We start from the raw sequence: 14,099 nt of genomic DNA on the forward strand, positions 1-14,099 counted from the left end.
AAGCAGAAAAAAATTTTTTCTGGTATAATAAGAGAATGTTTAGTCATAATGAGGAAGAATTAATCCAGTGGGGTCAGCGTCTGGGCACATTGCTTCAGGCGGGAGACGTACTGGTTTTAACGGGAGATTTAGGAGCAGGGAAGACAACCTTTACTAAGGGTCTGGCTCTAGGTTTGGGTATCAGTCAGATGATTAAAAGTCCAACCTATACCATTGTTCGGGAATATGAGGGGCGCTTGCCACTCTATCATCTGGATGTCTATCGCATTGGAGACGATCCAGACTCCATTGATTTGGATGACTTTCTCTTCGGGGAAGGCGTGACGGTCATTGAATGGGGGGAGCTGCTGGGAGAAAATCTGCCTGAAGACTATCTCAAATTAAGCCTCTTGAAAAAGGAAGATGGGCGTGAATTGGTTTTTGAAGCCAAAGGAAAGCGAGCTCAAGAGTTGCTTGAGGAACTGCAGAATGACTGAATATGAATTATGCTTGCGTGAAGCGGAAAAAACGGATGCTGCTGAGCTGATTGCCTTCCTCAATCAGGTTGGGTCTGAGTCAGATTATATGACGCTGGATGAAGCTGGAATTTTGATGAATCAAGAGGAGATGGCTTCATTCATTGAGCATCAGGCTGCTTCTAGTAATCAGCTTTATCTGTTGGCGCTTTTAAATGGTGAGATTGCTGGCCTAGTCAGCATCACAGCTGATTTCCATGAGCGAATTCGCCATATTGGTCAAGTCTTTGTCGTGGTGAAGAAGGCTTTCTGGAACCAAGGACTGGGACGCATATTGCTGGAAGAGGCACTGACTTGGGCAGAAGATTCTCAGGATATTAGACGTTTGGAGCTGAGCGTTCAGGTTAAAAATGAACGAGCGGTTCATCTTTATAAAGATTTAGGATTTGAAATTGAAGGCTTACAAAAAAGAGGAGCCTATTTAAAAGAAGGGATATTTCTTGATGTTTACCTGATGGGTAAACTGATAGACTAAAAAAGATATGTTTAAAAAGATTATAATGATGTTTCTTAGCCTCCTTGTCGTAACGACAGCTGGTATCGGTACTTATGCTTGGACAATCTATGGTCAGTCAACAGATGAGCTGTCCAAGACTTATAAGGGCTTGGGAAATGAGACAGATGTCATTTCTGCGACTAAGCCCATGACCATTTTGCTGATGGGTGTAGATACAGGGAGCGGATCCCGCGAGGATACTTGGGTCGGGAACAGCGATACCATGATTCTCTTGAGTGTCAATCCCAAGACTAAGAAAACAGTCATGATGAGTTTGGAACGTGATATTCTGACTCAGATTGATGAGAACGGTCAGACAGTTGAAGCCAAGCTGAATGCAGCCTATGCGACAGGCGGAGCAGAGTTAGCCATTTCGACTATTGAGGGCTTGATGAATATCCACATCGACCGCTATGTGATGATCAATATGCAGGGCTTGGTTCAGTTAGTAGACGCAGTAGGTGGTATTGAGGTCAATAATACCTTTGACTTCCCAATTTCTATTGAGGATAATGAGCCGGAGTATACTGCTAAGGTTGAGCCTGGCAAGCAAACCATCAATGGTGATCAGGCGCTTGTCTATGCTCGCATGCGCTATCAGGATCCAGAGGGTGACTATGGCCGCCAAAAGCGTCAACGTGAAGTAATTAAGAAAGTGGTTGAAAAAGTTCTCAGTCTCAACAGTGTCAGCCATTATCAGGCTATTTTAAAAGCTGTCAGCAGCAATATGCAGACCAATATCGCGCTTGATTCAAAAAGCATTCCCCAACTGCTAGGCTATCAGGATGCCTTTAAGAACATCAAGTCTGAGCAGCTGCGTGGAGAAGATGCGACCTTGCCTGACGGTGGAAGCTATCAGCTGGTGACGTCAGAGCATTTGCTGAGCATGCAGAATCTAATCCGTAAGTCTCTGGGCTTGGACACAGTTAAGAGTCTGAAGACCAATGCTGTTCTCTATGAAGATATTATGGGCGGCAACAGTCTAAGAAGCAGCAATAGCAGCAGTGCGTCTAGCAGTACAGAAAGCAATAGTAACTACGTGCCTCCTTATAGTCAGCCAACTTATAATAATGGCTATGAGAATTACTCTTATCCGACGACAGATACAACAGTTGGAACTACGAATACGACTCCAGTTGCTCCAGCGGCTTCCTCCGCCCCAGCGGCAGATGTCAGTGTCAGCGCTCCGCAAAGTCAGCCAGTAGTCAATGCGACTACAGAGTAAAAAGTTAAATATAAAAAGAGGCCGGGACAAAATGTCTCGGTCTCTTTTGGTTATGACGGAAAGCTCTTGACGCGGCGGCTGATTGGAATTATTGTTCCCCTATCATACGCCTTTTCTCTATCAAGCCTCGTACTTTTCCCAGATCTCTTTGACTTGCTGGATCTGCACTTGAGCTTGATTTTCAAGGACTTTATATTTATAAGTAAGATCTTGGGCCATGTCTTTGACTTGCTCTTTTTGCTCTTGAATGATGGCAATATTTCGTTGGATATTGGCTAGACTGTCCTTTACTTTGTCTAGACTATCTGTTGTTTCAATGATTTCTTCTTGGATTTTTTGACGGTTTTCAACCAGTTTGTAGCTGGCTGCTGCGGCACCGATAAATAGGAAAATATTTGAAAGTTTCATATTCCCTCCTTAAGCTTGCGCAATCTTCTCAGCTAATTCGGCCAGAGCTGGGAAGTCTGGCTCGTGGGCTTCGAAAGTAATCTTGAGGTCATCTGCATCACTGTAGCGTGGTGCCAAATGCACATGGGTATGAAAGACAGTCTGTCCAGCAATTTCTTCGTTGTTGTTGATGATATTCATACCAGCTGCACCTGTGGCTTTCATCACCTTACGGGCAATGTCAGGTACGCGAGCAAAGAGCTGACTGGTGCTGTCGGCATCCATATCCAGCACATTTCGGAAATGCTCTTTAGGGACAACCAAGGTATGACCTGGTGTTACCTGGGAAATATCCAGAAAAGCAAGGACTTTCTCGTCTTCATAGACTTTTGAAGAAGGGATTTCTCCAGCAATAATTTTACAAAAAATACAATCAGCCATAAATGGTACCTCTATTCGCTAGATTTTGTTATAATATAAGAACCATTATACCAGAATTCGGAGAAAATATGTTAGAAATCAAAGAGCTTACGGGCGGCTATGTTAATATCCCGGTTTTAAAGGATGTCAGCTTTGAAGTGGGCAATGGCCAGCTGGTTGGTCTGATTGGTCTCAACGGTGCGGGCAAGTCCACGACTATCAATGAGATTATTGGTCTTCTGACGCCTTATAAGGGGCAGATTCAGATTGATGGACTGGAGTTGCGGACCAATCCCAGCGATTATCGCAAGAAAATCGGTTTTATCCCGGAAACGCCTAGTCTCTATGAAGAATTGACCCTGCGCGAGCACATTGAGACGGTAGCCATGGCATACGACATTGAACAAGAAACAGCTTTTATGCGCGTGGGTAAGCTACTGGAAATGTTCCGACTCAAGGAAAAACTGGATTGGTTCCCTGTTCACTTTTCAAAAGGGATGAAGCAAAAAGTGATGATTATCTGTGCTTTTGTAGTTGATCCCAGCCTTTTTATTGTGGATGAGCCTTTTCTGGGTCTGGATCCGGTAGCGATTGCAGACCTTATCCAGCTCTTGGAGGAGGAAAAGAAGAAGGGCAAGTCGATTCTGATGAGCACCCATGTTCTGGACTCTGCCGAGAAGATGTGCGATAGTTTTGTAATTCTGCACAAGGGTCAAGTGCGGGCCAAGGGCAGCTTGACTGAGTTGCGGGCTCAATTTCAAATGCCGGATGCTAGTCTGAATGACATCTATCTAGCCCTGACAGAAGAGGCAGCGCTATGAAAGAATTATTTGCCAAACGAAAACAGGATTTTCGTCAGCAGTGTTTGAAATACCTGCGCTATGTTTTTAATGATCATTTCGTGCTCTTTCTGCTGATTTTTATGGGATTTTTAGGTGTTCAGTACAGTCAGCTTTTGCGACATTTTCCGACCAACCACCTACCCATTATTGCCAGTCTGGTTATTCTATCGCTCTTTATCTTGCCTTTTGGACGGATTGCGACCTATCTGGAAAAGCCGGATGCTCTCTTTTTCTTGGTCAGAGAAGCAGAAGTCAGAGCTTTTATCAAGGCTCAGATTCTACGTTCCTATCTCTTGTATGCAGTCTTACAGACTGGAATCTTGCTATTGTTAGCCCCGCTTTTTCTGGCTCTGGGATTGCCCGTTTGGGGCTTCGGGCTCTACTGTCTCCTTATGCTAGTCTTGAAATGGTTTTTGTTTCAGGCTAAGGCCAAGAAGTTCTTTACTGAAAATGGCTTGGACTGGCAGGCGCTAATCGCTTATGAGGCAGCCCGAAAGCAAACTATTCTGCGCTTCTTTGCTCTCTTTACCAATGTCAAGGGCATTTCAAACAGTGTCAAGCGCCGGGCTTATCTGGATGGTTTGACGAGACTTTTGGGCAAGCAGCATAGCAAGACCTGGCAGAATCTCTTTTTGCGCTCTTACTTGCGAAATGGAGACTTTTTTGCTCTAACCTTGAGACTGCTCTTTTTGGCTCTTTTGGCCTTGGTTTTTGTCAGTCAAGCTTGGATTGCTGCTGCTTTTGCGGTCTTGTTCAATTACCTCTTAGTCTTCCAGCTGACGGCCTTGTACGAAGCTTTTGACTATCAGTTTTTGACCCAGCTTTTTCCGATAGAAAGAGGGGAAAAGCTGAAGGGAGCAAGACAAATTATCACTTCGATTGGCAGCAGTGTTCTCTTGGCTGAAGTGCTGACTGCTCTGCTATTTTTCCAAGACAAGACAGCAGTGCTGGCCATGCTGGGAGCGACTGCCCTACTCTATCTGTTCTATCTGCCGTTTAAGTTACGGAGATTGGTTGACTAAAAGAGGTAAAACTAGTAAAATGATAAAGAAACTTTTTACGGAGGGGAAACATGGACTTGGTTGATAACGAGCTGACCCTGACACCGATAGCTGGTAAGAGCGGAAAGGCCTATATGGGGACTTATCCGGACGGGGGGCGCGTTTTCGTCAAGATGAATACAACCCCTATCTTAGCAGGCTTAGCTCGAGAACAAATCGCACCGCAGCTTTTGTGGAGCCGCCGGATGCCGGACGGCAACGTAATGAGCGGGCAGGAGTGGCTTTCAGGCACTATTCTGACCCCAAATGATATGTCCAAAAAGCAAGTAATCAATATTTTGACACGGCTGCATCGCTCGCGCCCATTGATGACGCAGCTGACCAAGCTGGGCTATACTTTGGAAACGCCGACTGATTTGCTGAATGCTTGGCTCAATCAAGTGCCGCTTGCTTTGAGGAATAATCAATATCTGCAATCAGTTATCCGCGACCTACGCCAGACAGTACCAGCCTTTCGTGAGGACTACGCGACCATCGTGCATGGAGATGTGCGCCACAGCAACTGGGTAGAGACCGACAGCGGGCTTATTTACTTGGTGGATTGGGATTCTGTGCGCCTGACAGACAGGATGATGGATGTAGCACATATTTTAAGCCATTATGTGCCTGATTCAGGTTGGCAAGAGTGGCTGAGTGCTTATGGCTATAAATATAATCAGACTGTTTTCAATAAGCTATACTGGTTTGGACAGTATTCTTATCTGATGCAGATTGCTAAATACTATGAAAACAATGATTTAGAAAATGTGAACCGGGAGATTTACGCATTACGAAACTTCCGTTCTAAATACGGAAGAGGACAATGAGAGTAAGGAATCGTAAGGGAGCGACGGAACTGCTAGAGGCGCATCCCCAGTATGTGATTTTAAATCCAGCAGACGCCAAGGGCAGATGGCAGGAGATTTTTGGCAATGATCATCCAATTCATATCGAAGTTGGCAGCGGCAAAGGAGCCTTTGTGTCCGGTATGGCCAAGGCCAATCCAGATATTAACTACATCGGGATTGATATCCAGAAATCGGTCCTCAGCTATGCCTTGGACAAGGTGCTGGCAACGGATGTGCCCAATATCAAGCTACTCTGGGTGGATGGTTCGGATCTGACTGATTATTTTGAAGATGGCGAGATTGACCGCCTCTATCTAAACTTTTCAGATCCTTGGCCTAAGAAACGTCATGAAAAGCGCCGTCTGACCTATCAGTCCTTTCTGGCGACCTATCAGCAGATTCTTCCAGAAAATGGAGAAATCCACTTCAAAACGGACAATCGTGGTCTTTTTGAGTATAGCCTAGTTAGCTTTTCACAGTATGGTATGAAGTTAAAGGGCGTGTGGTTGGATTTGCATGCCAGCGACTTCGAGGACAATGTCCTGACTGAGTATGAGCAGAAATTTGCTAACAAGGGACAAGTCATCTACCGGGTGGAAGCAGCATTTGAATAAGAAAGAGTCTTCGAGGAAATACTCCTTGAAGACTTTATTATTAGAAAAGAATTCTACTTAAAAATAAGATTGTTTTAAGTTGAATTCGAGCTTTAAAAGCTTGCACAGCATATTTCCCTTGCATTCTGGGACTTGTCGTGCTATAATACTAGTAATGAATAAGGAAAGAGAGGCGAGGAAGTATCTTCGCCTCTTATCTGTGAGGAGGTGTCGTCATATCGCAACGATTGTTGAATTGGTGAGGGAGGTTATTGAACCAGCCATTCTGGCCCCCTATGAATTAGTCGATATTGAGTACGGAAAGATGGGCGGGGACTATGTTCTCAGTGTCTTTGTAGATAAGCCTGAGGGCATTACGGTCAATGATACAGCGGATTTGACGGATATTATTAGTCCGCTCTTGGATCAAATCAAACCAGATCCCTTCCCGGAACAGTATTTTCTGGAAGTGACCAGTCCTGGCTTGGAGCGCCCACTCAAGACCAAGGAACAGCTAGCCGATGCAGTCGGCAGCTATATCCATGTCAGTATCTATAAGGCTGTTGACAAGCAGAAAGTCTTTGAAGGAACCTTGCTGAGCTTTGAAGAGGATGTTCTGCACATGGAATATCTGGACAAGACTCGCAGAAAAGAAGTCGAAATTCCCTACAGTCTGGTTTCCAAAGCCAGATTAGCCGTTAAGTTTTAGCAGCAGAAGCAATATAGAAAAGAAAGGAACACTTTTGTTTCGGCAAAAGTCATATGAAAATGAGTAAAGAAATGCTAGAGGCCTTCCGCATTCTGGAAGAAGACAAAGGAATCAAGAAAGAAGATATCATTGACGCAGTGACTGAGTCACTCCGCTCAGCCTATCGTCGTCGCTATGGTCAGGCGGACAGCGCAGCCATTGAGTTTGACGAAAAGTCAGGAGATTTCCGTGTCTATACTGTTCGCGAAGTCGTGGACGAGGTCTTTGACAGCCGTTTGGAAATCAGCCTCAAAGATGCCTTGGCTATCAGTTCAGCCTATGAGTTGGGAGATAAGATCAAGTTTGAAGAAGCACCAGCTGAATTTGGCCGTGTCGCTGCTCAGTCAGCCAAGCAAACCATCATGGAAAAGATGCGCAAGCAGACCCGAGCAATCACCTACAATACCTATAAAGAGCATGAAAATGAAATCATGAGCGGGACGGTGGAGCGCTTTGACAATCGCTTTATCTATGTCAATCTAGGTAGCATTGAAGCGCAGCTATCGAAGCAAGACCAGATTCCTGGTGAGGTCTTTGCCTCTCATGACCGCATCGAAGTCTTTGTCTACAAAGTAGAAGACAATCCTCGCGGCGTCAATGTCTTTGTAAGCCGCAGTCATCCAGAAATGATCAAGCGCTTGATGGAGCAGGAAATCCCTGAAGTCTATGACGGAACTGTGGAAATCATGAGCGTGTCACGGGAAGCAGGCGATCGGACCAAGGTAGCGGTTCGCAGTCACAATCCTAATGTGGATGCCATCGGTACAATCGTCGGACGCGGTGGAGCCAATATCAAGAAAATTACTAGCAAGTTCCATCCTGCCAAATATGATCCCAAGAGCGGTCGTATGGTACCGACTGAAGAAAATATCGATGTCATCGAGTGGGTAGCAGATCCAGCTGAATTTATCTACAACGCTATTGCTCCTGCCGAGGTTGACCAAGTTATCTTTAATCAAGAAGATAACAAGCGGGCCTTGGTTGTCGTACCGGACAGCAAGCTTTCTCTGGCTATCGGCCGCCGCGGACAGAACGTTCGCTTGGCAGCTCATTTGACAGGCTTTAGAATTGATATCAAGTCTGCCACTGAGTTTGAAGAAATGGAAGCAGCCAATGAACTGGGCGGATTTGCTCAGGAAGCTGAAGAAATTCTTGCGGATGCAGCTGTTCTAGAGACAGAAGTTTCAGCAGCAGAAGCAACAGACTTTGACGCAGCTGCAGAGGAAACTGTACTGGAAACAGCTGGTTTAGAAAGCGAAGCTGAAGAACTAGATTAAGGGGGCTGGAATGGCAAAAACAAGAAAAATCCCTTTAAGAAAATCAGTGGTGTCCAACGAAGTGATTGACAAGCGCGATTTATTGCGGATTGTCAAGAACAAGGAAGGTCAAGTCTTTATCGATCCGACAGGCAAGGCCAACGGCCGTGGAGCCTATATCAAGCTGGACAATCAAGAAGCCCTTCAAGCTAAGAAGAAGCGGGTCTTTAACCGCAGCTTCAGTATGGAAGTGGATGAGGCTTTCTATGATGAGCTAATCGCCTATGTCGATCACAAGGTCAAAAGAAGAGAGTTAGGTCTTGAATAAAGAGAAACTTGCAAATTTGCTGGGACTGGCTCAGCGGGCTGGCCGCATCATTTCTGGTGAGGAGCTGACCGTCAAAGCTATCCAGGAGGGAAAAGCACATCTGGTCTTTTTGGCCCAGGATGCAGCTCCTAATCTCAGCAAGAAAATCACTGATAAAAGTCGTTACTACCAAGTAGAAGTATCAACCGTGTTTTCAACACTGGAATTAAGCTCTGCCATTGGCAAGGCCAGAAAAGTGCTTGCCGTGACAGATGCTGGTTTTACAAAGAAAATGAGGTCTCTTATGTAATAGAAGAGGAGGACAAGATTTGTCTAAAGTAAGATTGTATGAAATCGCCAAAGAACTGGGAAAAGAAAGCAAGGAGGTAGTGGCTCGTGCTAAGGAACTGGGATTGGATGTCAAAAGTCATTCATCCAGCGTAGAAGCTGACGCTGGTGAGCGAATCAAGTCCAGCTTTACGAAAAAAGCAGCCGCACCTCAAGCTACTGCAGAAAAGCCTGCAGCAGCTCAGCCATCACCGCAAAAAACTCCTGCCAAAGAGGCGGCACCAGTCAAGGCAGAACAGACAGAAGCAAAAGTAACTGCTAAGCCAGAAGCGAAAGCAGAAACGGTAGCGCCAGTCAAGCGCCCGCAAAGCCGGAACTTTAAGGCAGAGCGTGAAGCGAGAGCCAAAGAAGAGGCAGAGCGTCGGAAGCAGCAAGGCAACCGCAAACCACAAAACAAAGAGCAAGGCAAACGTGAGGACCGTGATAGTCGAAATAAGAATCGCGGAAACCGCAACGACCGAGATAGGGGCAATCGTCCAAATGACCGTCGTGATAATCGTAGTCAAGATGGCCGCCGCAATGGTCAGAATCATCAAGGATTTAACGGTCAAAACCGCCAACAGCCTCAAGGACCGAAGATTGACTTTAAGGCCCGGGCAGCAGCTTTGAAAGCAGAGCAGAATGCTGAATACGCTCGCTCCAGCGAGGAACGCTTTAAGCAAGCACAAGAAGCTAAAGAAGTTATGGAACGGCAAAATCGCCGTAAGGAGCAGCCTAAGGCAGAAGCAAGTGCACCAGTTCAGCCTGCACCAGCTCCGTCTGCTCCAGCAGCGAATCCAAGCCCAGCGCCAGCCGCTGTGGATACGCGTCGTAAGAAGCAAGCTCGACCAGATAAGAAGCGCGATGATTTTGATCGCGAAGAAGAAGGTCCAAGAAAACAACAAAAGAATCGAAGCAGTCAAAATCAAGTGAGAAATCAAAGAAATAGTAATTGGAATAAAAACAAGAAAAATAAAAAAGGAAAGGGCAACAATAATCAGGCACCAAAACCTGTTACAGAACGTAAGTTCCATGAGTTGCCAACTGAATTTGAATATACAGACGGAATGACCGTTGCAGAAATTGCAAAACGGATCAAGCGCGAGCCAGCTGAAATTGTTAAGAAGCTCTTTATGATGGGCGTGATGGCAACGCAAAACCAATCTCTTGACGGCGATACTATTGAGCTCCTCATGGTGGACTACGGTATCGAAGCTAAGAAGAAGGTGGAAGTTGACACAGCTGACATTGAGCGCTTCTTCGTGGAAGAAGGTTATATCAACCAAGATGCCTTGGTAGAGCGTCCGCCAGTTGTAACCATCATGGGACACGTTGACCATGGTAAAACAACCCTCTTGGATACCTTGCGTAACTCTCGCGTAGCTACAGGTGAAGCAGGTGGTATTACTCAGCACATCGGTGCTTACCAGATCGAGGAAAGCGGTAAGAAGATTACTTTCTTGGATACGCCTGGACACGCGGCCTTTACTTCTATGCGGGCCCGCGGTGCCTCTGTTACGGATATCACTATCCTGGTGGTAGCGGCTGATGACGGTGTTATGCCGCAAACGATTGAAGCTATCAACCACTCCAAGGCGGCTGATGTCCCAATCATTGTAGCCATCAACAAGATTGATAAGCCAGGAGCGAATCCTGAGCGAGTGATTGGTGAGTTGGCTGAGCATGGTGTCATGTCAACAGCTTGGGGCGGAGATTCTGAATTTGTCGAAATCTCAGCGAAATTCAATCAAAATATCGATAGCTTGCTAGAAACAGTCCTCTTAGTGGCTGAAATTCAAGAGCTCAAGGCAGATCCGACTGTTCGAGCGATTGGTACAGTCATTGAAGCCCGTCTGGATAAAGGAAAAGGTGCTGTCGCAACCCTTCTGGTTCAGCAGGGAACTCTGAATGTGCAGGATCCAATTGTTGTTGGTAATACCTTCGGTCGTGTTCGGGCTATGACCAATGACCTAGGCCGTCGTGTTAAGGTGGCAGGACCATCTACACCAGTTTCTATCACTGGTCTCAATGAAACTCCGATGGCTGGTGACCACTTTGCTGTCTATGAAGATGAAAAAGCTGCGCGTGCAGCCGGTGAAGAACGTGCCAAACGTGCCCTTCTCAAACAGCGTCAAGCTACTCACCGCGTCAGTCTGGAAAATCTCTTTGATACCCTCAAAGCTGGTGAAGTCAAGTCTGTTAATGTTATCATCAAGGCTGATGTACAAGGTTCTGTCGAGGCACTGTCTGCTTCCCTGCAAAAGATTGAAGTGGAAGGCGTTAAGATTACCATCGTCCACTCAGCGGTTGGTGCTATCAATGAATCTGACGTGACACTCGCGGAAGCTTCAAATGCTTTCATCATCGGATTTAACGTTCGTCCAACATCTCAGGCCCGCCAACAGGCAGAAGCTGATGATGTCGAAATCCGTCTCCACAGCATTATCTACAAGGTTATCGAAGAAATGGAAGATGCCATGAAGGGAATGCTGGATCCAGAATACGAAGAAAAAATCATCGGGGAAGCTCTTATCCGCGAGACCTTCAAGGTTTCCAAGGTTGGTACTATCGGTGGATTTATGGTTATCAACGGTAAAGTGACCCGTGATTCCAAGGTTCGCGTTATCCGTGACGGCGTCGTGATTTACGATGGGGAGCTTGCCAGCCTCAAGCACTTCAAGGATGATGTTAAGGAAGTTACTAATGGCCGCGAAGGTGGACTCATGATTGATGGTTACAATGACATCCAAGTAGATGACACGATTGAAGCCTACATCATGGAAGAAATTAAGAAATAAGATAAGAAGTCCGTTAAAAACTCGCAGTGAAATCATTGTTGGTGGAAGTCTGTACTTCTAGTCCCATGTTTTTTTCACAAAGAGTTTAAAACGAATCTTATTCAACCAAAACTAAAATATAAGCTAGGCCTAGCCTAGCTTATATTGCAGAAGAGAAAAATTAGAAAGGAAATCTCATGGCAAATAATTTTCGTACAGACCGTGTAGGCATGGAAATCAAGCGCGAAGTCAATGAAATCTTGCAGAAAAAAGTTCGTGATCCGCGGGTGCAGGGTGTAACCATTACCGATGTCCAAATGCTGGGCGACCTGTCCATGGCCAAGGTCTACTACACGATTATGAGCAATCTGGCCTCTGATAATCAAAAAGCTCAGACCGGTCTGGAAAAAGCGACCGGTACCATCAAGCGAGAGCTGGGTCACAATCTGAAAATGTACAAGATTCCAGATTTGACCTTTGTCAAGGACGAATCCATCGAGTATGGCAATAAAATCGACCAGATGCTGCGCGATTTAGAGAAAAAGTAAAGCAGAAACTCAGCTGTCATGGCTGGGTTTTCTGTTTTTTAATTTAATATAACAATTTTTTGTAAAAATAGGTATATACCATTTACAAATAAAAAAGAAAGAGTTATAATATAGTCAAGAAAACTCAGAGATTCAAAAGCGGGAGTTAGAAAGCAGCTATAGAAAGATGCTAGCTCTATCACAGAATTCCGCTTTGAATGGCAGAGAATACAGAAGTCAAGACAAGGGAGGCAGTCTTATGCCTACATATATTAAAGCAGATCAATTTTTCTATCCTCAGGGAATCCGTCAGGGCGGTTATTTAGAGCTGATTGACGGTAAATTTGGCAAGCTGGTGCAGTCTGTTCCGCAGGATGCAGAAGTCATAGACTACAGCGGCTACTCAATTGCACCAGGTCTGGTGGACACGCACATTCACGGCTTCGGTGGTGTTGATGTAATGGACAATAACATCGAAGGAACTCTTCATACCATGAGTGAGGGTCTCTTGACTACCGGTGTGACCAGCTTTTTACCTACAACGCTGACTTCGTCCTATGAACGGCTCTTAGCGGTTACTGAAAATATCGGTGCTCGCTATCAAGAAGCCAGCGGGGCCAAGATTCGCGGACTCTATTTTGAAGGGCCTTATTTCACCGAGAAGTATAAAGGCGCCCAAAACCCTGCCTATATGAAAGATCCTAGCATGGATGAGTTTCGTGCTTGGCAGAAGGCCGCAAATGGCTTGCTCAATAAGATTGCTCTCGCACCAGAGCGTGAAGGCGTAGAGGAATTTGTCCGTACGCTGAGTGATGAAGGTGTGACCGTTGCTTTGGGGCATTCTAACGCAACCTATGATGAAGCCAAAACTGCGGTCGAAGCAGGCGCTAGTGTCTGGGTGCATGCTTACAATGGTATGCGGGGCTTGACCCACCGGGAGCTGGGCATGGTTGGTGCCATGTATGAGTTGCCCCACACCTATGCGGAGCTGATTTGTGACGGCCATCATGTGGACCCTAAGGCCTGTGACATCTTGCTCAAGCAGAAGGGACATGAAAATATTGCCCTCATTACTGACTGTATGACTGCAGGAGGTCTTGAAGATGGTGACTACATGCTGGGAGAATTTCCAGTGGTCGTGGCGGAAGGAACAGCTCGGCTCAAGTCAACGGGCAATCTAGCTGGCTCTATCCTCAAACTCAAGGACGGATTGAAAAATGTGGTCAAATGGGGCATTGCCAATCCTCATCAGGCGGTCATGATGGCTAGCCTGATTCCGGCGAAATCCGTTCATATTGATGATGTCTGCGGACAAATCAAGGAAGGCTACGATGCTGACTTTATCGTCTTGGATAAAGATTTAGAGCTGGTAGCTACTTACCTTGATGGTCAAGAACGATTCCATGTATGAGAACCGCAGGTATTTTAAATTAGTCTCCTTATATTTTTCAGAAAGAGCAGGGAAACCTGTTCTTTTTGATTGGCAAGCTACTCGATAGCCTTCTCCTAGATTTGAATTGCTTTCTTAGGCGTGATATAATGAGACTATAATGTAAACAGGAGTAGGCTATGAAACGAATTGATGCGAAATTTTTGATAATGGGACTTGTTTTGATGCTGGCGGGACTGATCTTTGGACGAATCTTAATCCTTGTCGCAGGAGTTGCTTTCATTATCTATAGCTTTTTCAGTAAAGGAATGGAGCCGACCAAGGAAAATATCTTCAAACCCAAACCAATACTGAAGAAGAAGGAAAAAAAGTGAGCAGTTCTGCTCTTGTAATCACTGTAG

General features: G+C 45.6%; 16 protein-coding genes and 1 pseudogene. 15 read left to right on the forward strand and 2 right to left on the reverse strand.

The window, feature by feature from the left end; translation table 11 throughout:
• Window positions 1-35 precede the first annotated feature (35 nt).
• From tsaE to brpA, 3 genes are read left to right on the forward strand one after another with little or no spacing between them, the layout of a single operon-like run.
• Window positions 36-476: a tRNA (adenosine(37)-N6)-threonylcarbamoyltransferase complex ATPase subunit type 1 TsaE gene (tsaE, locus tag ELZ47_RS02320; protein ID WP_125331963.1), complete on the forward strand. Its 441-nt coding sequence runs from the start codon at window positions 36-38 to the stop codon at window positions 474-476.
• A complete protein-coding gene (locus tag ELZ47_RS02325) occupies window positions 469-990 on the forward strand; it encodes a GNAT family N-acetyltransferase (protein ID WP_125331965.1) in 522 nt (173 codons plus the stop codon). The genes tsaE and ELZ47_RS02325 overlap by 8 nt, the downstream gene beginning before the upstream one ends.
• A 7-nt stretch (window positions 991-997) precedes the next feature.
• Window positions 998-2,236, forward strand: coding sequence for a biofilm formation/cell division transcriptional regulator BrpA (gene brpA / locus ELZ47_RS02330; protein ID WP_125331967.1), 1,239 nt, complete (start codon window positions 998-1,000; stop codon window positions 2,234-2,236).
• 120 nt (window positions 2,237-2,356) lie between these two features.
• On the opposite strand, the gene ELZ47_RS02335 is transcribed toward brpA, so the two are convergent.
• Window positions 2,357-2,644, reverse strand: coding sequence for a hypothetical protein (locus tag ELZ47_RS02335; RefSeq protein ID WP_125331969.1), 288 nt, complete (start codon window positions 2,642-2,644; stop codon window positions 2,357-2,359).
• A gap of 9 nt (window positions 2,645-2,653) precedes the next feature.
• Entirely contained in the window at window positions 2,654-3,064 is a 411-nt protein-coding gene (locus ELZ47_RS02340) for an HIT family protein (RefSeq protein WP_125331971.1), read from the reverse strand.
• A 68-nt stretch (window positions 3,065-3,132) separates the two neighbouring features.
• Here ELZ47_RS02340 and ELZ47_RS02345 point away from each other — a divergent pair, with 68 nt between their 5' ends.
• From ELZ47_RS02345 to ELZ47_RS02400, 12 genes and pseudogenes are all read left to right on the forward strand, one after another.
• On the forward strand, window positions 3,133-3,864 hold the full coding sequence (locus ELZ47_RS02345; RefSeq protein WP_164549539.1) for an ABC transporter ATP-binding protein: 732 nt from the start codon (window positions 3,133-3,135) through the stop codon (window positions 3,862-3,864).
• Window positions 3,861-4,907, forward strand: a complete 1,047-nt coding sequence (locus tag ELZ47_RS02350; RefSeq protein WP_125331975.1) for an ABC transporter permease — start codon at window positions 3,861-3,863, stop codon at window positions 4,905-4,907. The genes ELZ47_RS02345 and ELZ47_RS02350 overlap by 4 nt, the downstream gene beginning before the upstream one ends.
• A 50-nt stretch (window positions 4,908-4,957) precedes the next feature.
• On the forward strand, window positions 4,958-5,752 hold the full coding sequence (ccrZ, locus tag ELZ47_RS02355) for a cell cycle regulator CcrZ (protein WP_002893562.1): 795 nt from the start codon (window positions 4,958-4,960) through the stop codon (window positions 5,750-5,752).
• On the forward strand, window positions 5,749-6,387 hold the full coding sequence (trmB, locus tag ELZ47_RS02360; RefSeq protein WP_125331977.1) for a tRNA (guanosine(46)-N7)-methyltransferase TrmB: 639 nt from the start codon (window positions 5,749-5,751) through the stop codon (window positions 6,385-6,387). Before ccrZ ends, trmB begins: the two co-directional genes overlap by 4 nt.
• 199 nt (window positions 6,388-6,586) lie before the next feature.
• Entirely contained in the window at window positions 6,587-7,075 is a 489-nt protein-coding gene (gene rimP, locus ELZ47_RS02365) for a ribosome maturation factor RimP (protein WP_331852795.1), read from the forward strand.
• Window positions 7,076-7,134: 59 nt separating this feature from the next.
• Window positions 7,135-8,233 (forward strand): annotated as a pseudogene (nusA, locus tag ELZ47_RS02370) (transcription termination factor NusA); the annotation flags it as partial.
• Window positions 8,234-8,401: 168 nt separating this feature from the next.
• A complete protein-coding gene (gene rnpM / locus ELZ47_RS02375) occupies window positions 8,402-8,698 on the forward strand; it encodes an RNase P modulator RnpM (protein ID WP_002893558.1) in 297 nt (98 codons plus the stop codon).
• Entirely contained in the window at window positions 8,691-8,987 is a 297-nt protein-coding gene (locus ELZ47_RS02380) for a YlxQ-related RNA-binding protein (protein ID WP_002893557.1), read from the forward strand. The genes rnpM and ELZ47_RS02380 overlap by 8 nt, the downstream gene beginning before the upstream one ends.
• A 19-nt stretch (window positions 8,988-9,006) precedes the next feature.
• On the forward strand, window positions 9,007-11,802 hold the full coding sequence (infB, locus tag ELZ47_RS02385; protein WP_126435162.1) for a translation initiation factor IF-2: 2,796 nt from the start codon (window positions 9,007-9,009) through the stop codon (window positions 11,800-11,802).
• Between the two features lie 176 nt (window positions 11,803-11,978).
• On the forward strand, window positions 11,979-12,329 hold the full coding sequence (gene rbfA / locus ELZ47_RS02390; protein WP_002893555.1) for a 30S ribosome-binding factor RbfA: 351 nt from the start codon (window positions 11,979-11,981) through the stop codon (window positions 12,327-12,329).
• 238 nt (window positions 12,330-12,567) lie between these two features.
• Window positions 12,568-13,719, forward strand: a complete 1,152-nt coding sequence (gene nagA / locus ELZ47_RS02395) for an N-acetylglucosamine-6-phosphate deacetylase (RefSeq protein ID WP_126435164.1) — start codon at window positions 12,568-12,570, stop codon at window positions 13,717-13,719.
• Between the two features lie 158 nt (window positions 13,720-13,877).
• Entirely contained in the window at window positions 13,878-14,072 is a 195-nt protein-coding gene (locus tag ELZ47_RS02400; protein ID WP_126435165.1) for a hypothetical protein, read from the forward strand.
• The last annotated feature ends 27 nt before the right edge of the window (window positions 14,073-14,099 follow it).

The organism is Streptococcus sanguinis (assembly GCF_900635155.1).
Taxonomy (GTDB): Bacteria; Bacillota; Bacilli; order Lactobacillales; family Streptococcaceae; genus Streptococcus; species Streptococcus sanguinis_G.